This window comes from Halomarina litorea, assembly GCF_024227715.1.
Classification (GTDB): Archaea; Halobacteriota; Halobacteria; order Halobacteriales; family Haloarculaceae; genus Halomarina; species Halomarina litorea.
Genome location: NZ_CP100448.1, coordinates 2,979,231 through 2,997,343 on the forward strand (window position 1 = coordinate 2,979,231; position 18,113 = coordinate 2,997,343).

General features: G+C 69.8%; 20 protein-coding genes, 2 tRNA genes and 1 pseudogene. 10 read left to right on the plus strand and 13 right to left on the minus strand.

Annotated features, from left to right (window positions below; translation table 11 throughout):
• Positions 1 to 93: 93 nt before the first annotated feature.
• On the plus strand, positions 94 to 426 hold the full coding sequence (locus NKG96_RS16385) for a DUF7344 domain-containing protein (RefSeq protein ID WP_254536245.1): 333 nt from the start codon (positions 94 to 96) through the stop codon (positions 424 to 426).
• Positions 427 to 612: 186 nt separating this feature from the next.
• On the opposite strand, the gene NKG96_RS16390 is transcribed toward NKG96_RS16385, so the two are convergent.
• Positions 613 to 684: transfer RNA gene (locus NKG96_RS16390), tRNA-Thr, on the minus strand.
• A 59-nt stretch (positions 685 to 743) separates the two neighbouring features.
• Positions 744 to 1,376, minus strand: coding sequence for a DUF7114 family protein (locus NKG96_RS16395; protein WP_254536246.1), 633 nt, complete (start codon positions 1,374 to 1,376; stop codon positions 744 to 746).
• A 68-nt stretch (positions 1,377 to 1,444) separates the two neighbouring features.
• Here NKG96_RS16395 and NKG96_RS16400 point away from each other — a divergent pair, with 68 nt between their 5' ends.
• Together NKG96_RS16400 and NKG96_RS16405 are read left to right on the plus strand one after the other, a co-directional pair.
• Complete coding sequence (locus NKG96_RS16400; RefSeq protein WP_254536247.1) at positions 1,445 to 2,233, plus strand: enoyl-CoA hydratase/isomerase family protein; 789 nt, start codon at positions 1,445 to 1,447, stop codon at positions 2,231 to 2,233.
• Between the two features lie 26 nt (positions 2,234 to 2,259).
• Positions 2,260 to 2,994, plus strand: coding sequence for a thioredoxin-like domain-containing protein (locus NKG96_RS16405; protein ID WP_254536248.1), 735 nt, complete (start codon positions 2,260 to 2,262; stop codon positions 2,992 to 2,994).
• Between the two features lie 7 nt (positions 2,995 to 3,001).
• Here NKG96_RS16405 and NKG96_RS16410 read toward each other — a convergent pair whose 3' ends face one another.
• Positions 3,002 to 3,835, minus strand: a complete 834-nt coding sequence (locus NKG96_RS16410; protein ID WP_254536249.1) for an NAD+ synthase — start codon at positions 3,833 to 3,835, stop codon at positions 3,002 to 3,004.
• Positions 3,836 to 4,080: 245 nt separating this feature from the next.
• On the opposite strand from NKG96_RS16410, the gene NKG96_RS16415 reads away from it, so the two are divergent.
• A tRNA-Gly gene (locus NKG96_RS16415) sits at positions 4,081 to 4,151 on the plus strand.
• Positions 4,152 to 4,404: 253 nt separating this feature from the next.
• Here the strand turns inward: NKG96_RS16415 and NKG96_RS16420 are convergent.
• The 3 genes from NKG96_RS16420 to NKG96_RS16430 are packed head-to-tail and all read right to left on the minus strand — an operon-like array spanning position 4,405 to position 6,693.
• Positions 4,405 to 4,767: a cupin domain-containing protein gene (locus NKG96_RS16420; protein ID WP_254536250.1), complete on the minus strand. Its 363-nt coding sequence runs from the start codon at positions 4,765 to 4,767 to the stop codon at positions 4,405 to 4,407.
• A 46-nt stretch (positions 4,768 to 4,813) separates the two neighbouring features.
• Entirely contained in the window at positions 4,814 to 5,575 is a 762-nt protein-coding gene (locus tag NKG96_RS16425) for an Nmad3 family putative nucleotide modification protein (RefSeq protein ID WP_254536251.1), read from the minus strand.
• Positions 5,572 to 6,693: a PQQ-dependent sugar dehydrogenase gene (locus tag NKG96_RS16430; RefSeq protein ID WP_254536252.1), complete on the minus strand. Its 1,122-nt coding sequence runs from the start codon at positions 6,691 to 6,693 to the stop codon at positions 5,572 to 5,574. The genes NKG96_RS16425 and NKG96_RS16430 overlap by 4 nt, the downstream gene beginning before the upstream one ends.
• 82 nt (positions 6,694 to 6,775) lie before the next feature.
• On the opposite strand from NKG96_RS16430, the gene NKG96_RS16435 reads away from it, so the two are divergent.
• Positions 6,776 to 7,684, plus strand: a complete 909-nt coding sequence (locus tag NKG96_RS16435; protein ID WP_254536253.1) for a DUF4097 family beta strand repeat-containing protein — start codon at positions 6,776 to 6,778, stop codon at positions 7,682 to 7,684.
• 73 nt (positions 7,685 to 7,757) lie between these two features.
• Positions 7,758 to 8,600: a DUF4097 family beta strand repeat-containing protein gene (locus tag NKG96_RS16440; protein WP_254536254.1), complete on the plus strand. Its 843-nt coding sequence runs from the start codon at positions 7,758 to 7,760 to the stop codon at positions 8,598 to 8,600.
• Positions 8,601 to 8,617: 17 nt separating this feature from the next.
• Here NKG96_RS16440 and NKG96_RS16445 read toward each other — a convergent pair whose 3' ends face one another.
• The 3 genes from NKG96_RS16445 to NKG96_RS16455 form a co-directional block, all read right to left on the minus strand.
• Complete coding sequence (locus NKG96_RS16445) at positions 8,618 to 9,541, minus strand: acyltransferase (RefSeq protein ID WP_254536255.1); 924 nt, start codon at positions 9,539 to 9,541, stop codon at positions 8,618 to 8,620.
• A gap of 69 nt (positions 9,542 to 9,610) precedes the next feature.
• Positions 9,611 to 10,429, minus strand: coding sequence for an SMP-30/gluconolactonase/LRE family protein (locus NKG96_RS16450; RefSeq protein ID WP_254536256.1), 819 nt, complete (start codon positions 10,427 to 10,429; stop codon positions 9,611 to 9,613).
• Positions 10,430 to 10,549: 120 nt separating this feature from the next.
• Positions 10,550 to 10,708, minus strand: a complete 159-nt coding sequence (locus NKG96_RS16455; protein WP_254536257.1) for a hypothetical protein — start codon at positions 10,706 to 10,708, stop codon at positions 10,550 to 10,552.
• Positions 10,709 to 10,951: 243 nt separating this feature from the next.
• On the opposite strand from NKG96_RS16455, the gene NKG96_RS16460 reads away from it, so the two are divergent.
• Positions 10,952 to 12,004: an aldo/keto reductase gene (locus NKG96_RS16460; RefSeq protein ID WP_254536258.1), complete on the plus strand. Its 1,053-nt coding sequence runs from the start codon at positions 10,952 to 10,954 to the stop codon at positions 12,002 to 12,004.
• A gap of 185 nt (positions 12,005 to 12,189) precedes the next feature.
• On the opposite strand, the gene NKG96_RS16465 is transcribed toward NKG96_RS16460, so the two are convergent.
• Positions 12,190 to 12,573 (minus strand): hypothetical protein, encoded by a 384-nt coding sequence (locus NKG96_RS16465; protein ID WP_254536259.1) that lies wholly within the window; start codon positions 12,571 to 12,573, stop codon positions 12,190 to 12,192.
• Positions 12,574 to 12,657: 84 nt separating this feature from the next.
• Between NKG96_RS16465 and NKG96_RS16470 the strand changes: the two are divergent.
• A pseudogene (locus NKG96_RS16470) lies at positions 12,658 to 13,031 on the plus strand (RidA family protein).
• 24 nt (positions 13,032 to 13,055) lie between these two features.
• Here NKG96_RS16470 and NKG96_RS16475 read toward each other — a convergent pair.
• The gene (locus NKG96_RS16475; RefSeq protein ID WP_254536260.1) at positions 13,056 to 14,198 is read right to left on the minus strand and encodes a CBS domain-containing protein; all 1,143 of its coding nucleotides are present in this window, start codon (positions 14,196 to 14,198) and stop codon (positions 13,056 to 13,058) included.
• Positions 14,199 to 14,330: 132 nt separating this feature from the next.
• Between NKG96_RS16475 and NKG96_RS16480 the strand changes: the two genes are divergently transcribed.
• Positions 14,331 to 14,888, plus strand: coding sequence for a hypothetical protein (locus NKG96_RS16480; protein WP_254536261.1), 558 nt, complete (start codon positions 14,331 to 14,333; stop codon positions 14,886 to 14,888).
• Between the two features lie 15 nt (positions 14,889 to 14,903).
• Here the strand turns inward: NKG96_RS16480 and NKG96_RS16485 are convergent, their stop codons facing one another.
• Entirely contained in the window at positions 14,904 to 15,416 is a 513-nt protein-coding gene (locus NKG96_RS16485) for a GbsR/MarR family transcriptional regulator (RefSeq protein ID WP_254536262.1), read from the minus strand.
• Between the two features lie 286 nt (positions 15,417 to 15,702).
• Between NKG96_RS16485 and NKG96_RS16490 the strand changes: the two genes are divergently transcribed.
• Positions 15,703 to 16,050 (plus strand): lycopene cyclase domain-containing protein, encoded by a 348-nt coding sequence (locus NKG96_RS16490; protein WP_254536263.1) that lies wholly within the window; start codon positions 15,703 to 15,705, stop codon positions 16,048 to 16,050.
• A gap of 5 nt (positions 16,051 to 16,055) precedes the next feature.
• Here the strand turns inward: NKG96_RS16490 and NKG96_RS16495 are convergent, their stop codons facing one another.
• Positions 16,056 to 17,915 (minus strand): glycoside hydrolase family 15 protein, encoded by a 1,860-nt coding sequence (locus NKG96_RS16495; RefSeq protein WP_254536264.1) that lies wholly within the window; start codon positions 17,913 to 17,915, stop codon positions 16,056 to 16,058.
• Positions 17,916 to 18,113: the final 198 nt, after the last annotated feature.

Consider the following 18,113-nt stretch of genomic DNA (forward strand, 5'->3'; position numbering starts at 1 on the left):
CGATAGTACCACGATACCGTGGGTTCGTCGTAATAAATACCCCACCATCGTGGCGTATTGTTCATCCTAATAGCCATGCAAGCAATGATTACGATGGCACGCAACCGAACGCAGCGCGGACACGCGACCACTGGCACACCCTCGACGCGGCCCCCCACCATCGACGCGGACGACGTCTACCGGCTCCTCGCCGACGAGCAACGACGCGCCCTCCTCGCCGTCCTGCTGGAGCGCGACGGCGAGATGACCCTCGACGACCTACGGAGCCGCCTCGCAGACCGCGTCAGCGACGAGCGCAACGCCGGCATCCGCCTCCACCACGTCCACCTCCCGAAACTCGAGGACGCGGGACTGCTCACCTACGACCCCGAGACGCACGTCGTCACCCCGACCGAGACGGCAGACGCCGTCCGGTCGCTGGTGTAAGCACGGCCTTATCGGCGGGTCCGGGGGGTTGGCTGGCACCTCCTCTCAGGACCGTACCGCTTCTGTGGAACCCTCGACGAGGAGTGGAGACGCAGGCGAACCGCGGACTCGCTCGCGAATCGAGAGAGTCGGCGGCTTCGCCGGTCGCTCGACGACGAGACGCCTCTCGGAGGTGAAATCGGAAGAAGCCTAGGCCGGGATTTGAACCCGGGCTCTCGTCCTTACCAAGGACGCGCTTTACCGCTAAGCTACCCAGGCGCGCTACGCATTCAGACGGAACCGCGATTCGACTTTAGGCGTTTCGATTCGCCTCGGATTCAGTGGTCGGCGACGGGTCCGACGATGCGGGCGAGGTAATCGGGAATCTCTCGGTCCGCCAGCACCGCGGCCGGCGGGAAGGCGTCGTCGAAGTCGCCCGCGAGGTCCGCCGCGAGCGTCCGGAGGTCCTCGTGTGGCGTCGTCCCCGCCGCGGTGGCACCCGCGATGACGGCGAGGTCGAGGACGCTGGCCTCCAGTCGGGCGTCGAGGGAGTCGTCGCCGGTCGTCCGGCGCTCGGTCTGGTCGTGGCCGAACGACCGGACCACCTCGACGGCGTCGCGGGCCGCCTCGGTCCGGGCGAGCAGGTAGAACCCCCGCGAGACGAGGACGTCCGCCGCGAGGACGTCCATGTCGGCGGCGTCCCGGTCGCCGGTCGTCCACGGGTCCTCCTGAGCGAGCGTCCGGGTGAGCCGGAGGCCGTCGTAGACGAGCTGGACGCCGGCGGCGCGTTCGAGGAGTCCGTCAGTTCCGTCGCCGTCGATGCCGCAGGCGCGGGCGGTGAGCACCGTCAACACGCCCGGCAGCATCGAACCGTCGTCGATGAACGCACACAGGTCGTCGCGAAGCCGAGGGGGCTCCACGTCGTCGACCGACGCGCGCGCGGCCCGACGGACGGCGGCGGCTTCCTCCATCGCCACACAGTAGCCCTGCAACGGGCAAAGACCTTTGGAAACCCCCGACCAGCCCCGCGTGTGATACCGTGATCCGAGTGACCGACTCCGAGCGCCTCCGGACGGTGACCCTCGCCCGTCCCGAGCGACGCAACGCGCTCACCCCCGAGATGCTCGACGAACTCGCCGACGCGGTGGCCGACCCACCAGTTCCGGTCGTCTACCTCCGGGGGGCCGGGTCGGCGTTCTGCGCCGGTGCGGACCTCGACAGCGTAGCCGACGTGGCCCGCGAGACGCTCGAGTTCGACTCGGGCGCGGACGCGAACGCGGAAGGAGGGAGAGAGACGGGAACGGGAGGAGAGAGCGGGGGAGCCGAGACGAACCCCGCGAAGGCGTTCGCCAGACACGGCCAGCGGACCGCCCGCGCCGTCGAGGACTCCCCGGCGGTGGTCGTCGCGGGCATCGACGGTCCGGCACGCGGCGGGGGCGTGGAACTCGCACTCGCGTGTGACCTCCGGGTGGCGACGCCGGAGGCGACGTTCGCCGAACCCGGCGTCACGTTCGGCCTGTTCGGGGCGTGGGGCGGCACCCACCGCCTCGTCCGCGTCGTCGGGGAAGGCAACGCGGCGGACCTGTCGCTCACCGGTCGGAGCGTGGACGCCGAGGAGGCCCTCCGGATGGGGCTGGTCTCGCAGGTTCGGCCCGACCCGGTCACGGTGGCGGAGGCCGTCGCCGACAACGACCCGTCTGCGCTCGCCCGCCTGAAACCTCTCCTGCGCGGCGAGGCGAGCGTCGCGGACCGCGAAGGGGAGGAGGTGGACGCGTTCGCCGCACTCGTCGCCGAGCACGGCGAGCGGTTGGGGCACCGAAACGGTTGACTCCCCGGGTCCGAAAGGACGCACAGATGCCGGAGTGTGACTACTGCGGGGAGTCCGTCAGCGAGAACCGATACCTCGACCACCTGCGGGAGGAACACTACGAGGAACTGGGCCGCATCGACCGGCGGCGCGTCGGCGGGGCCGATGCGGGTGACGACGACGGCCTCCCGATCGGGGCGCTGGCACTCGTCGGTATCGTCGTCGGGACGCTCGCGCTCATCGCCTACCTCGCCTTCTTCGCCGGCGGGAGCGGGGGTGGCGGGACGAACGGCGCGGCTGGACCGGCGGCACTGGAGGACCTCCCCGAGAACGGCGACCCGGCGCTCCTGGAGGGCGTCGAGCAGTTCCCCTCCGAGGGGACCCAGCACGTCTCGGGCGACACGCAGGTGAACTACAACACGTCACCGCCGACGTCCGGGGCGCACTACTCCAGTCCCGCGTCCGCCGGGTTCTACGGCGAGGGCGAGGCGCCCGCCGCGGGGAACCTCGTCCACGCGCTCGAACACGGGGCAGTCGTGGTCTACTACGACCCCGGCGCGCTCTCGGCGGAACAGGAAGAGCACCTGCGGTCGCTCACCGAGCAGTACACGGGGACGTGGGCCAGCGTCATCGCCGTCCCGACGAGTGCCGCGGACGTCGACTCGCCCGTCGTGCTGACCGCGTGGCGACACGTCCTTCGACTGGACGATTACGACGAGGACTCGGTCGAAGCGTTCCTCGCGGAGTTCCTCGGACGCGGGCCGGAGAACCCGATTCGCTGAACGCAGCTCAGAGCGACAGGTCGGCGGGCGCGGGCGGCATGTGACGCTTGTGCTCGCTCTTCGCGTACAGTTCCTCCACGCGGTCGATGGGTGCCTCGGAGATGCCGAGCGTCTCCGCCGTCGCGGACTTCGAGAGCGGGCCATCGACGTGCAGGACGAGGATGGCGTCCAGCAGGTCGTAGCTCAGCCCCATCTCCTCCTCGTCGGTCTGTCCGGCCCACATCTCCGCGCTGGGGGGCTTCTCGACGAGGTCCTCGGGGACGCCGACGTGGTGGGCGAGTTGGCGGACCTGCCGCTTGTAGAGGTTCGCGATGGGGTTGCAGTCGACGGCCCCGTCACCGTACTTCGTGTAGTAGCCCGTGAGCGTCTCGCTCCTGTTGCCCGTCCCGAGGACGATTCGGGACTCGGCGTTGGCGACGAAGTAGTTGAAGACGGCCCGCGTGCGCACCCGGACGTTCCCGAGGGCCATCTGGTGGTCCGCGCCCTCGGGGTAGGCGTCGACGAAGGCGTCCACGACGGGGTTGATGTCGATGACGTCGTAGGAGACGTCCAGCATCTCCGCGACCCGTTCCGCGTCGCTCATGTTCTCGTCGGTGTTGACCTCGCTCGGCATCACGAGGCCGTGGACCGCCTCCGGCCCCAACGCCTCCACCGCGAGGTGGGCCGTCAGCGTCGAGTCGATACCCCCCGAGAGACCGAGGACCGCGCCCTCCGCGCCGGCGTCGTCGACGACGCCCTCGATGAACGCGGTGATGTGTTCGCGGTGCGCCTCCAGCTCCGCCTCCGAGAGGTCGAGCGTAATCGGCATCTCGACGTCCTCGAGCGACTGCACTTCGTCCATGTACCAGCGGTTAGGGGTCGTGGGGCAAATAGCTGCCCGGTCACTCGATATTTCCGGACGTTCGTCCGGTCGCGATGAGTCGCTACGTTGAAGTACGGCGGTACAGAATTCAGGAATGCACAGCATGGAGCACCGTTGTGTCATCGAGCGAAGCGAGATGAGACTCGGTGCGAACGAGTGCAACGAGTGAGCACCGTTGCTGAGCGGTTCTGAAAGAACCGCGAGGGTCGGTGCGACCGAAGGGAGCACCGTTGGTCCAGTGGTAGGACATTAGCTTCCCAAGCTAATAGCCCGGGTTCAATTCCCGGACGGTGCATTCTGCTGCGAACGTGAACAGCGAATGCGGAACTTCGGGAATTGAACCAGCGAGCGACCGCAGGGAGCGAGCGAGGTTCATAATTCCCGGACAGTGTAGCCTGCGAGGTCGTCGGAACGCCTCGCATTCCGACTGCCAGCCGAATCGCGAGACGTTCGACGAGAACGAACGTGGCGAACGGATGCAGAACTTCGGAGTCGAACTGGGGAGCGGCAGCGAATAGCGCGAGTGCGGTTCGATTCCCGAACGACGCTCACACTCGCTCTATCTCCTCGACGGTCCGCTCCGACGCCACGTTCCCCGTGTTCAGCGTCCCGGCGGGTTCGAACAGCAGGACCCGGGCCTCCTCTGTGGCGACGGGTCGGTGTTCGACGCCGGCGGGGACGACGCAGAGTTCGCCCTTCCCGAGGGTCACGTCCCCCTCGTCGCGGAGTTCGATGGTCAACGCCCCGTCCACGACGAGGAACAGTTCGTCCGCGTCGGCGTGGTGGTGCCAGTCGAACTCGCCGCGGAGTTTCGCGAGTTTGACGTGCTGGCCGTTGAGTTCGGCGGCGAGACGGGGCGACCAGTACTCCTCGATGGCCTCGAACGACTCCGCGAGGTTCACGATGTCCATGGTTCGTGGAGGGACGGCGACGGCTTAGTCCGTCCGCCCGAACCACTCAAAAGCAGTCGTCGAGCGTCCGTTCCTCCCGGATTCGCAAGAGTTCGGCCGTCGCCTCGCGGTCGAAGCGCATCGGGCGACGCCACCACGGCCCCTTCCCCGAGTCGCTGGAGAGGTCGGTGACGAGACGGTTGGCGTCGGTTCCCGCCTCGCGCCCCGAGAGGGGGACGGCGCGCTCGAACAGTTCCGACTCCTCGGGGTCGCCGAGGACCAGCACCCGGGCGTCGAACGGGTCGCGTTTGACGTGCGCGTTGCTGGCGAAGGGGGCGCGGTCGGCCTCGCGCATCGCCTCATAGTCCTCGCCGGTCACGGCGTCGCGGGCGAGACACATCCCCCCGACGAGGTAGGCACCCCAGCGCGGGGACTGCCAGTCGGCCGGGTCGCCGCACTGTGAGAGGGTGGCGTAGAAGAACAGCCAGTCGCCCTCGGTCAACTCCGAGATGGGGCGGGCCTTCACGCCGAAGTCGTCGCCGTAGGTGTAGCGCTCGCCGCCTGCCTCGGGGAACTCGGGGTCGAAGTGGACCGGCGTGTCGGCCACGCTACTCACGTCCGTCTCGAGGGGCAGGTCGCCGTACGTCGGGATGGGTTCGCGGGTCGGTTTCGCCTCCGGGATGGGGACGTACTCGAAGGTGCCGTCGGGGAACACCGGCCCGCGAAAGCCCGGTTCGTTCGTGTTCGCGCCGACGTTGACGGCGACGGCCTTCGGCCTCTCGTTCTTCTCGACACCCTCGCCGTCGGCGTCCTCGCTCGCCCCCGTCATCGCGGGACGAAGCGCAGCACTCGGTCGTCGCCGTCGTTCGGTCGCCCCCGCCCGTCGCGGTTGCTCGTCACCGCGTGGAGGTGGCCGTCCGGCCCGAGGAACGTCGTCCGGAGGCGACCGAAGCGGCCCTCGAAGAGGCGTTCGTCCTCGACCACCTCGCCGCCCTCGATGCGGGCGCGGTGGAGGTGTCGCCCAGCGAGCGTCCCGAAGAACAGGTCGCCGCGCCAGTCGGCGATGGGGCCGTCGTCGGGATAGAACACCGCCCCTCCGGGGGCGATGGTCGGGGTGTAGCTCGTGAGGGGGTCGACGAACGCCTCCCGGTCGCTCGGCCCGCGGACGACCGGCCAGCCATAGTTCCCGCCCGCCTCCAGCCGGTTTATCTCGTCGTCCGTGTCGGGGCCGTGTTCGGTGGCGTAGAGTTCGCCGTCGCGGACGGCCAGTCCCTGCGGGTTCCGGTGGCCGTAGGTGAACACGCCGCCGTCGAACGGGTTGTCCGGGTGGGGGTCGCCGTCGAGGGTGAGCCTGAGCACCTTCCCGTGGAGTCTCGTCGTGTCCTGTGCGTGATCCGCCTCGCGGGCGTCGCCCGTCGTGGCGTAGAGCGCCCCGTCCCAGACGAACAGTCGCCCGCCGTCGTGGACCGACGCGCCGGGGATGTCGTCGAAGACCGTCTCCGGCCGCCAGCCGTCGGTCACGTCGTGCCGACGGATCCGGTTGGCCCGCGACTGCCCGGCCGAGTACGTCTGGTAGGTGCAGGCGACGTCGGGGTCCTCGGGGTGGAAGACGAGGCCGAGGAGGCCGCCCTCGCCCCCGGTGCGCGTATCCGAGAACTCCGCAACCACCTCGCGTTCGCCGTCGACGATTCGGACGACGCGCCCCGGTCGCTCCGTGAGGTAGAGCGTCCCGTCGCGGTAGGCCGCCCCCCACGGCACTTCGAGGCCGGTGGCGACCGTCTCGGCGGCCACCGTCGACCCGTCGGCCGTCGTCGTGGGGGCCGTCCCGGTGGTTCCAGCAGTTCCATCGGTCCCCGTCGACCCGTCGGACCCGCCGATGCCGAGACACCCCGCGAGGCCGGCCGCGGTGGCGCCCGCGACGCTCGCGAGGTACGTCCGCCTGTCCATACCGGGACTAGTCCCGTGTGCGGAAAAGGGTGTCTCGCGCCCGCCAGCAAGCCTATGGCCACCGGTGCTAGTCCCACACGCAGTGACGACCAGTTCCCACGGCTCCGACCCCCCACGGGTCGGCCGCCGGGCGCTCCTCAGGTCGGGGGCTGTGCTCGCGGTCGCCCTGTCCGGGTGTCTGGGTGTCGACCTCGGCCTCGAACTCCCCGAGGACTCGCCGGTCCGCCTCCGCAAGCAGACCGTGACCACCCATCAGGTCCCCGCGGGCCTCCCGCTCGCCGTCCTCAGCGACGTGGGCGGCGTGTCCGTGGAGACGGCCGACCGCGACCGGGTGAAGGTGGTCGCGCGGGCCCGCGAGGAGGAACACGAGGACGCCGTCGACCGCATCGTGGTGAGCGAACAGACGAGGAAGGGCGTCTTCCGCCTCGAGGCGCGCTACCCCGTCCCCGAGTTCGAACCGCCGGCCGTCGACCTGCGGGTGGTTCTCCCGGCCGGCCAACCGCTGGTCCGCCTCGACGTGGACGAGGGGTTCGCCACCCTCGACGGGACGACCGGCGACACCGTCGTCAAGGTCGACCGCGGCGACATCACCGTCACCGACGCCGATGGCTTCCCCGACCTCGACACGTCGGACGGGGCCGTCCGCGTCCACGGCACCCGCGGGCTGGACCGCGTCGAGACCAAGGCGGGGGACGTGGCGGTCGACGTCCACGCCATCCGGCGCGACGTCGACATCGAGGCCGACGCGGGGAACGTCGTCGTCGCCCTCGACCCGGCCCTCCACGCCACCATCGACGTGCGGACAGTGACCGGTCGCATCGTCACCGAGGGCCTCGACTTGCTCGACAAGGAGGTGTCGGACACCCGCGTCGAGGGGCGACTCGGCGAGGGCGGGAGCCAGATAGAGGTCAAAGCGGGCGGGGACGTCACCGTCCGACGGTACGCCCCGACCCCGGCGAACCCACCCGACGGGGAGGGGACGGCCTCGTGATCGGGGCCGAGCGAGTCACGGCCTGACACCCCCACGGAAAGTACTTGTCCGTCGGAGTTCACCCAACGGAGGTATGCCCTCCAACGAGCGACCTGCCCGTCGCGCGGTCCTCCGCGCCGGCGCGGCGCTCTCATTGACGGCGCTCGCCGGCTGTACGACCGCACTGGGCCGGGCCGAGACCGACGAGTCGACCTCGACGCACACCGTCCCCGACGGGGCACGGCTGGTCGTCGAGAACCGGAACGGCGCGGTGACGGTCGAACGCGGCGACGGCGAGTCCCTCGTCCTCTCGACGACCAAGCGCACCCGGGCCGGGCGCGACCACCTCGACCGGGTCGAGGTGCGGACGCGGACCGACGGCGACCGGTTCGTCGTCGAACGCGTCGCCGTCGACGGGGCCGACGACGGCGAGGTCACGGTCGACGTGACCCTCGCGGTCCCCCCGGGAGTCCCCGTCGCCAGCGTCACCACGGCCAACGGCGCGGTGTCGCTCTCGGGGACGGCCGGCGACACCGACGTTCGGACCGAGAACGGCGCGGTCACCGCCGTCGACGTCGACGGCCGCCTCTCGCTTCGCACCAGCAACGGCCGCATCGAGGCGGCCGGCGTGCGTGGTTACCGTGACCTCCGGACCGAGAACGGCGAAATCGACGCGAGCGTCGCGTCGATGGCCGGCGACCTGGCCGTCGAGACGACCAACGGGCGCGTCTCGCTGGCGCTCGATCGAGCGCTCGACGCCCGCATCGACGCGTCGACGACCAACGGGCGGGTCACCGTCGAGGGACTGGCCCTCGCCGAGCACGAGGTGCGACGCGAGCGGGTGACGGGGCGACTCGGCGAGGGGACCCACGAACTCCGGGTCCGCACGACGAACGGGCCCGTCGACCTGCGGACACTCGAAGAAGAGCCGACCTGAACGGGAGGCGAGGGGACTCAGTCCTGGCCCGGGCTTTCGGGGAGGCCCGGCGGCGACAGCGTGCGCCCGAACTCGTCGAACACGTCGAGGTCGTCGGGGAGTTCGTAGGGAATCTCGCGTTCCGCCCGTCGGTCCACGTTCGCGCCCTCCAGCGGTTCGGCGACGCTCTCCCATCCCTCCTTGACGGCGATGCTCTTGGCGGGTGTCCCGGCCGCGACGTGGTGGGCGGGCACGTCCGCGCCGAGGGCGCTCTTCGCGGCGAGGATGGAGTTCTCGCCCATGCGGACGCCGGCCCTGACGAGCGTGTCGTAGGTGACGCGTACGTCGTCCTCGATGATGGTGTGGAAGTTCTGTACGGCGGTCTGGTCGTTCACGTCGTGGTCGTGCGTGAGGATGTGGGCGTTGTCGGAGATGGAGACGCGGTTCCCGATAGTGAGCTTCCCCCGGTCGTCGAGGTGGACGTCGTCGTGGATGACGGTGTTGTCCCCGACGGAGATGTTGTGACCGTAGGAGAAGGTGACGCCCTTGAAGATGCGGAGGTTCTCGCCGGCCTCCTCGAAGAGGTGGTTCGCGAGCATCTGCCGGAACCGGAGCGCGAAGGCGATGTTGTCGGCCATCGGTGTGGCGTCGAACTGCCGCCAGAGCCACTGGAGGTGCTTCGACCGGCGGAAGCGCTCCTCGTCCTTCTCGGCGTAGTACTCGGATTCGAGCGTGGAGTTACACGGGTCGTACCCCTGCAGGCGGACCCGTTCGGCCGGCGAGACGTCCCCGCCGTCCTGCCAGCGGTCGTAGGCCTCCCGGTCCCCGTAGAGGTCGACGAGGACGTCACGCACTACCTCGCAGGTGTCCTCCGGCCCCGACAGTCGTTCGTCGACCTCACTGATGAACGCCTCGAGGCCCTCCTCCGCCTCCGGCGGGAGTGAGACGTGCCGTTTAGTCATGGCCGTCGTTGGCCCGGCCCGGCCATAGGAGTTTCCGTTGTGCCGGTTTCTGCAGGGAGCGCCGACCCCTCAGGCCCCGTCCGCTCGCCCGTCGACGGGGACGGCGGTCCGGAGGACACCCCCCTGCTCGGGGGTCCGATTCGAGAAGTTACAGACGAACGCCGTCAGCGGATCCGTCGGGTCGAACACCACCTCGGAGGGGAACGACAGCGGCCCACCCTCCACGACGGTCGTGAGTGACCCCGCCTCGACGCGCGCGATGCGGTTCTGGGAGTTGAGCGCGACGTACAGGTCCGCCCCCCGGGCGGTGAGGCCGTCCGCGCCGAACACCTCGGGTCCCTCCACGTACACCTCGGCCTCGCCGGCGCTCCCGTCGCACGCGACGGGGACCCGGACGATACGCCCCGCCGTGTCGGTGACGCGCGTGACGTTCACGAAGACGTCCCCGCGGACGGCGGCGATGCCGTTCGCGCCGAAACTCGGCGTGTCGAGCAGGTCGCCGTCGAGCCACACCGAGGGACCACAGGCGTCGTCGTCCCCCGTCTCGTCGTCCTCCGACGCCTCGTCCCCGCCCTCGTTCTCCGCACCGTCCTCGCCCCCGTCGACGCCCTCGCCCCCGTCGACGCCCTCGTCCCCGTTTGACTCGCCCGACTCGGCCAGCAACGCGAGTGGCACCTCGTACACCACGCCGCCGAACGACTCCGTGACGAGCAGTCTGGACCCGACGGCGGCGAGGTCGTTGACGAACCCCTGCTCGTCCGGCCCGACGAGCGTCACCAGTTCGCGCGGTTCCGCGTCCGCCTCGCGGAGGTCCAGCGCGTAGACGCCGCCCGTCTCGCCGTTGACCGCGGTGTAGAGGACGCCGTCGTCGACGAGGACGCCCGCCACGCCGCCGGGGTACTCCGCGACGAGGTGGGTGTCATCGACGGTCAGGTCCGTCTCGCCCGTTCCGTCGACGGGGAGGCGGCGGACGCTCCCGCCCGTGATGCCGATGTACAGGTCGCCGTTCTAGTCGAACGCGACGTTTTCCGGGACGGGGTCGGTCACGGAGACGACTCGCTCGACGTGTTCGGCGGCCGTCGCGGCCCCCGTTGCGCTGGTGCCGACCAGCGTGCCGAGGACGCCCGCACCCGTCGCACCGAGGAACAGCCGTCGTGAGAGTTCCATACGTCCCGAAGGGTCGCAGCGACGATAACGCTGCAGACACCGGTGGACGAGACGCCGGACCGAGCCTTCCCGTCAGTCGTATCTGGTGACGGGTCGGTCGATGTCGGCTCGTCGTCCGTCTTCCGGGTGTCGGCTTCCGCGAGAACTCATCAGGTGGGCGACGGGAGGGAGTCCGCGAGGAGGACGGCGAGGAGCGCTGACCGCAACCGCGTCCGATAAGTGGATGTGACCGCAAGGTGAGGTATGCACTACCGTACGCTCGGCGATTCGGGAGTCGAGGTCTCCGAAGTTGGCTTCGGCGCGTGGGTCGTCGGCACGGACTGGTGGGGTGACCGGAGCGAAGAACAGGCCATCGAGATGGTCAGACACGCCCTCGACCGGGGCATCACGTACTTCGACACAGGCGACGTCTACGGCCACGGTCGCTCCGAGGAACTCGTCGGCGAGGCACTCGCGGACGTCCGCGACGAGGTGACCATCGGCACCAAGGTCGGCTACGACTTCTACAACAACCCGCAGGCGGGTCACGGCGAACTCCCGAAGGAGATGGACCCCGAGTACCTCCGGGAGGCCCTCGATACGTCCCTGGAGCGCCTCGGGACGGACTACGTCGACCTGCTCCAGTTGCACAACGCCAACGTCGGCGAGGTCACGCCCGAGGTCCTCGACCTCCTCGACGAGTGGCGCGAGGAGGGGAAGGTGGACGCCATCGGGTGGGCGCTCGGTCCCTCCATCGGGTGGCTGGCGGAGGGCGAGGCCGCCGCCGACCACGACTTCGACGCCGTCCAGACGGTGTTCAACCTCTTCGAGCAGACGCCCGGCCGCCACTTCATCGACCACATCCGCGAGATGGGCGCGAACACGAGCGTCATCGCGCGCGTCCCGCACTCCTCGGGCCTGCTGAACGAGCAGGTCCGCCCGGACACCGAACTGGAGGAGGGCGACCACCGCGCCTACCGGCCCGACGCGTGGTACGAGACGGGCTGGGAGAAGATAGAGAACCTGCGGTTCCTCGAACGCGACGGCCAGCGCACGATGGGGCAGGCCGCCATCCAGTGGCTCCTGAGCCACGACGAGGTGGCGAGCGTCACGCCCACCTTCCGCACCCGCGAGGACATCGACGAGTGGGCCGCCGCCAGCGAAACGCCGCCGCTCTCGCCCGCCGAGGTCGACCGCGTGGAGGACCTCCGCGCGGAGAACTTCGGCGTCACCGACGACGACGGGATGGACAGCCTCCGGTCCTCGGTCGAGGGCGAGGACCTCGAAGGGACCGGCAAGCAGTGGGCCGGTCGCTGAACGCGAACTGACGGTTCGACTCGATTACTCCCGTTCGACGCCGAATGCGCCGACCGGCGGGACCAGCGCGGCCACTAGCCAACCAATCAGACAGAGGAGCGTAGACGGCGACGACCGGGGCGGGGTCCGCGGGGAGGCCGGACACACCTCCGGATCGGAGGGGACTGCTGTAGCGCTCCTGTCGCCTACGGCCACGGGTCGCCCGGTCCCGTGTGGTCCTCGTCGCGGGCGAACGGCGAGTTCGCCGTCGCCAGCAGGCGCGGCGACTCGTTGCTCTCGACGAGGGTACAGGCGTCCTCGCGGGTCAGACCGGACTCGAAGTCCACGACGCCCGAGGGTGGCCACACCGAGATGCGGTCGAACCCCCCGCCCGCCGCCCGCAGGAACACGTCCGCCGCGCCGTCCTGCACCACGAGACAGAGCGACCCGCGCGTCGCCCGGAGCGCCTCGACCAGCGTGCGGGCGTCGACCGACGCCAACTCGCCGCCCTGCGCTGCCTCCCAGACGATACGGCAGGGCTGGCTGTCGGAATACGAGAGGAGTAGCCGGCGGACCGCCTCGTCGTTCATGCAGTGTGGTAACACGCTTGGAGAATCCATAAATCGTCTGGTCGGCCCACCCGGATACTTGGCCGGGGGCGGGCCACCCCTCGTATGGAACGACGACGCGTCTCGTCGGGAACCGAGTTGGAGTCGCAAGTGGGCTACTCGCGGGCCGTCCGCGTCGGAGAGCGGGTGCTCGTCTCGGGGACGACGACGGCGACCCGCTGGACGCCGGGCCGCACGGACAGACCGAACGCGCCCTCGAACTGGTCGGGCGGGCGCTCCGGGAGGCGGGCGCGGGACTGGGCGACGTGGTCCGGACCCGCATCTACGTCACCGACATCGACGACTGGGAGGCCGTCGGGCGCGCCCACGGCGAGGCGTTCGGCGACGTGCGCCCGGCGGCGACGATGGTGGAGGTGAGCGCGCTCGTGGACCCGGCGCTGTGCGTCGAGGTGGAGGCGGAGGCGGTGCTGGGGGAGTAGGAGATCGAAAACCGCGGTCGGACCCTAGAGTTCGTCGAGTTTGCGGAGTAACTGCCCCCGGTACTGTTCGTCGCTGCGCATCCCCTTCATCTCGATGACGTTGCGTTCGAGTTTGTCGAGGGCGACGCGGAAGCCCGACTCGGCGCCGTAGCCCTCGCCGGACCCGGCGACCTGTCCCCGGTTCGTGCGCAGGCGAATCTGGCACTGGATGAGGGGCGTCCCGCGGAGCTTCTCGCGGTGTTTCTGGAACCGCACGTGGGCGTGCTGGACCGACATCTGCTGGTACTTCTGGACGACCTGTTCGATGCTCTGGCGGATGTCGTCGCGCGTGATGGTGTCCAGCAGGTCGATGTTCGTTATCTGGACGTCCATGTGTTCCTCCTCCGTGTAGCTCAGCGCGCGGAGGATGTCCGTCTTGGTGAGGATGCCCGCGGGCATCGAGTCGTCGTACTCGGGCGTGACGACGAGGCCGGAGTAGCCGTACTCGAACATGAGTTCGACCGCCTCGTCGACGGTGTCCTCCAGGTCGATGGTGACGACGGGACTCGACATCTCGTCGTACACCGGCAGGTCGAGGATGCGGTCGATGTCGCCCGCGCGGTCACCCTCGGTGGCCTTCGACATGGTGCGGACGGCCACGTCCACGATGTCGTGGGTGGTGACCATCCCCGAGAGCCGTCCGTCCTCGTTGACGACCGGCAGGCGAGAGATACCGTTCTCCCGCAGAAGGTTGATGGCCCGCCCGATGTGGGTGTCCTCGGTGACGGTGACGATGTTGTCGGTGTAGATCTGTTCGACGGTCAGCACGTCGAGGTTGTCGACGACGGCGTCGAGGATGGCGTCGGCGGTGACGATACCCCAGAGGCCGTCGCCCTCGAACACCGGCGCGACTTTGGTTCCGCCCTCGACCAGCATCCGGGCGACGTCGCGGATGTCGGCGGTCCGTTCGACCTTGGGGGCCGCCTTCACCATCGCACCCGCCTTGGTGTCGTCTTCCACGTGCGACTGGAGGAGTTGTTGCTGGGTGATGACGCCGGTGTAGCCCCCATCGTTCGTGACGATGACTCCTCTCGGGTTCTCGTGTTCGAAGATAGAACGGACCTTCGAGAGGCGTTCGTCGGCGTCGACCTCGACGTACTCTCGGGTCGCGATGTCTGCGATGTCCATGGGTCTCTCCTCCCGTAGTTCCACACCGGAGACTATGAAGGTTGGCGACGGCTAGCACGGCTTCGGCGGGTCAGTTCGCACGGCCGACAGGAAACACTGATACGGCGCTGTTCGATAGGTAGGGTAGCAGGAATGTCGACTTACGAGCCGTTCGACCCGGCGGTCGAGGTCCACGGGCGGACGATACTGGCGGTGGCGAACGAGGCACTCGCGCAGTTCGCCGAGGAGTACCGCGAGCGTGCGCTGTCGACGCTCGCGGCCCGCGGTATCGAGAACCCGGACCCGGAGGCGTGGTACCCGCAGACCGACTGGCTCGCGGTGTTCGAGCGCCTGACCGAGACGCTCGAACCCCACGTCCTCGACCGACTGGGCGAGCAGATACCGGCCGTCGCCGACTGGCCGGACGACGCGGCCGACTCGGTCGAGGCGGGCCTGCGCTCCATCGACGAGGCCTACCGCCGCAACCACCGGGGCGGCGACATCGGCTCCTACGCCTTCGAGTCCACCGGCGAGCGGGCGGGGACCGTCACCGCTCGGACCCCCTACCCCTGCGTGTTCGACCGGGGTATCGTGCGGGCCGTCGCGCGCCGCTCCGCCCCCGTCGACTCGTTCGTGCTGGTCGAAGAACGCGGCGACGGACCCTGCCGGCGGACCGGCGGCGACCACTGCACGTACAGCGTCACCTGGTGAGCGGGGACGGCGGCGTCAGTCCGGTCGGTCCGGCGGGTCGTCGGCGTGCGCGGACAGGAGTTCGACGAGTTCCTCGAGCGAGAACTGCGACATGAGGTCGAACAGCGTGCGGACCTCCTCGTAGCGCTCTCGGAGCGCCCTGACCTGCGCCAGCGTCGGCGAGTCCTCGCCGAGGCGGTCCTCGGCGCGGCGGAGCGTCCGGGTCGTGGCGTCCATCTCCCGGCGGGCGAACTGGTGGTAGACATCCTGGACGACGAACCAGAGGTCCGTGCGCGCCTCGAAGTTGACGCGACGGCCCTCCCCCGAGCGCCGGCGGACGAGGCCGACCCGGTCCAGTTGACGGGTGACGGTGCTGATGGTGGACTTCGCGTAGCCCGTCCGCTCGACGAGTTCGCCGATGGAGAGCGGTTCGTCCGCGAAGTAGAGCACGCCGTAGACGCGGCCGCCGCTCCTGTTGAGTCCGTACATCTCGGCGGCGCGTTCCAGTGCCTCGACGGCCTCCTCTCGTATCTCGGCTTCGTCTGTCATTGGAGTCGGAGACGGTGAACCGTGTCGCTGACCGGACGGTTCGAGGAGAAACAGTTAAATCGTTTGGTCCGAACGTTCGGAACGGACCGAACGACCGGAACGATTCGGTCCCCGGGGAGTGCGAACCACCGTCGGTCGCCTCCCTGTCCCGCTTCGGCCCTCCCCCGCACGCCGACGGCCCGTCGCGGGCCCGCCGCAGACCGCGACCGTCGCGCGCTCCCCCCGACGGGCGACGGTCGACCCACGCCGGCGGCAGGCCTATCCACGTCCCGCTCACAGGTGGTGCATGGACCCCTCGGTTCCCGTGGACATCGGCGTCTTCGGCCCCTACACCTACCTCGTGACCGAGGTGCTCTGGGCGGGTGTCGCCCTCGCCCTCCTCGCGTACTCGGGGGCGTGGCGCGCGGCCGCCCGCACGACGCTCGTCCTCTACCCCTTCGCGTACGTCTGGGACTGGTACACGCTGACGGTGGGCGTCTTCGCCATCCCCCTGCGGACGGGGGTGGACCTGCTCGGCATCCCCATCGAGGAGCACGTCTTCATGCTCCTGATTCCGACGATGGTCGTGGCGACCCACGAGAGTCTCGGGAAGAAGTTCGGCGAGGCCGGCGGGTCGAGGCACCGACCCGAGTAGCCCGGTCAGTCGTCCGTCGCGGCGTCGCTCCGGTGGGCCTCGGCGTCCGCGAGCGTTCGGTCGGCGTCGGTCAGGCGGAGGACGCTGCTGACGAGGCCGGCGTGGGCGAATCCGAGCGGGAAGTTCCCGCGGTGTTCGCCGGAGAGCGGGTCGATCTCCTCGGCGAAGAGGTCGAGCGACGACGACCGGTCGAGAATCGCCGAGAGCGTCTCGCGGGCCGCCGCCACGCGCCCGGCGCGCGCGAGGGCATCGACCAGCCAGAACGTACAGAGGACGAACGCGTGGTCCTCGCCGGAGAGGCCGTCCGGGCCCTCGTAGCGCTGGACGAGGCCCTCGCCGACGACGAGTCGGTCGAGCACCGCGTCGATGGTCCCCTGAACCCGCTCGTCGTCGGCGGGGAGGAACCCGACCTGCGGGATGCGGAGGCAGGCGGCGTCGAGGGCGTCCGTCGCCTCGAACGACCGGACGAAGCTGTTCAGCTCCTCGTTGAACCCCTCGCTGAGCACTCGCTCCTTGATGGCGGCGCGCGTCTCGTGCCAGTGGTCGGGCGGCGTCACGCCGACGGCCTCCGCGACGGCGATGCCGCGGTCGACCGTCGCCCAGCACATCACCTGCGAGTGGACGAAGTGCTCGGGCGTCGAGCGCACCTCCCAGATGCCGTAGTCCGGTTCGGTCCACATCGCACAGACGTGTTCGACGACCTCGTGGACGGCACTCCACTCCTCGGGCGTGAGCGCGACCCCCCGGTCGACGAGTTCGTCGACGGTCAACAGCAGTTCGCCGTAGATGTCGAGCTGGCGCTGGTCGCGCGCGCCGTTCCCGATTCTGACCGGGCGGGAGTCGCGGTAGCCCGCGAGGTGGTCGAGTTCGACCTCCTCGGTGCCGTCGGCCTCCCCGAGGTCGTACAGGGGGCGAAACAGCATGTCCTCGCGCTCGGGGCCGTGCTCGCGCAGGTGGTCGAGCCACCACTGGACGTTGGCGTGGGCCACCTCGGTGTACCCCAGTCGGGCCAGCGCCCGCGAACAGATGGAGGCGTCGCGCAGCCAGTGGAAGCGGTAATCCCAGTTGCGGACGCCGCCGACGTCCTCCGGGAGCGAGGTGGTCGGAGCCGCGGCGATGGCGCCCGTCGTCCGGTCGGCCAGCAGGCGGAGGGTCAGCGCCGACCGGACGACGACGTCGCGGTGGTCCCCGAGGCCGTCGACACGGCCCGACCGGGCCCACTCGCGCCACTCGGCGACGGTCCGTGCGAGGGCGCGCTCGCCGACCGCACCCGACACCGACTCCGGGGCGTCGCCGGGGACGAGGACGAACCAGCACGACTCCCCGGCGGAGAGCCGAACCGACCCGGTCGCGTCGGCGCCGTCCGTCGTCAGGTCGGCGTCGGTCAGGAGGGTGAGCGTCTCCCCCTCCCCGGTCGCCCGGTACCCGCCCTCGCAGTCGGTGACCGTCGTCTCGGAGCGGGCGTAGTCGAACCGCGGGTGGAAGCCCACGTCGAGCGTCACCTCCCCCGACTCGCACGTCGCCCGCCGGAAGAACGCGCCGTCGGGCCCGTCGAGGGGTTCGGCGTCCCCACCTTCCGCGTCGTGGGCGGGCATGAAGTCGGTGAGGGTCGCCTCGCCGTCCGGTGTCTCGAACGTCGTCCGGAGGACGGCCGTGTCCGGGAGGTAGTCGTGGCGCGCTTCGAAGTCGCCGATGGGCCGGACGTCGAACCCACCGCCGGTCTCCGGGTCGAGCAGTCGTGCGAAGACACTCCCCGACGCCAGGTGGGGGAGGCAGAACCAGTCGACACTGCCGTCGGGACCGACGAGCGCACACGTCTCTCGGTTGCCGACGACGCCGTAGGACTCGAGAGGCCGATACTCCATTACATCGTCGTAGGACGGTCACGGGGATAGTAATGGCACGCATATGCCGTCGTCGCGCACATCCGTCCCCGAACGTCGCAGACCGCCCGTTCGTGGGTCACGGCCGCCCAGTCGCCGATTAGCTGGAGGTTAAGCGGCTCCGAACCGGGGACCGCGAGGGCCGACCGGGCAGGCGTTCGCCTGCCGCCCGAAGGACCT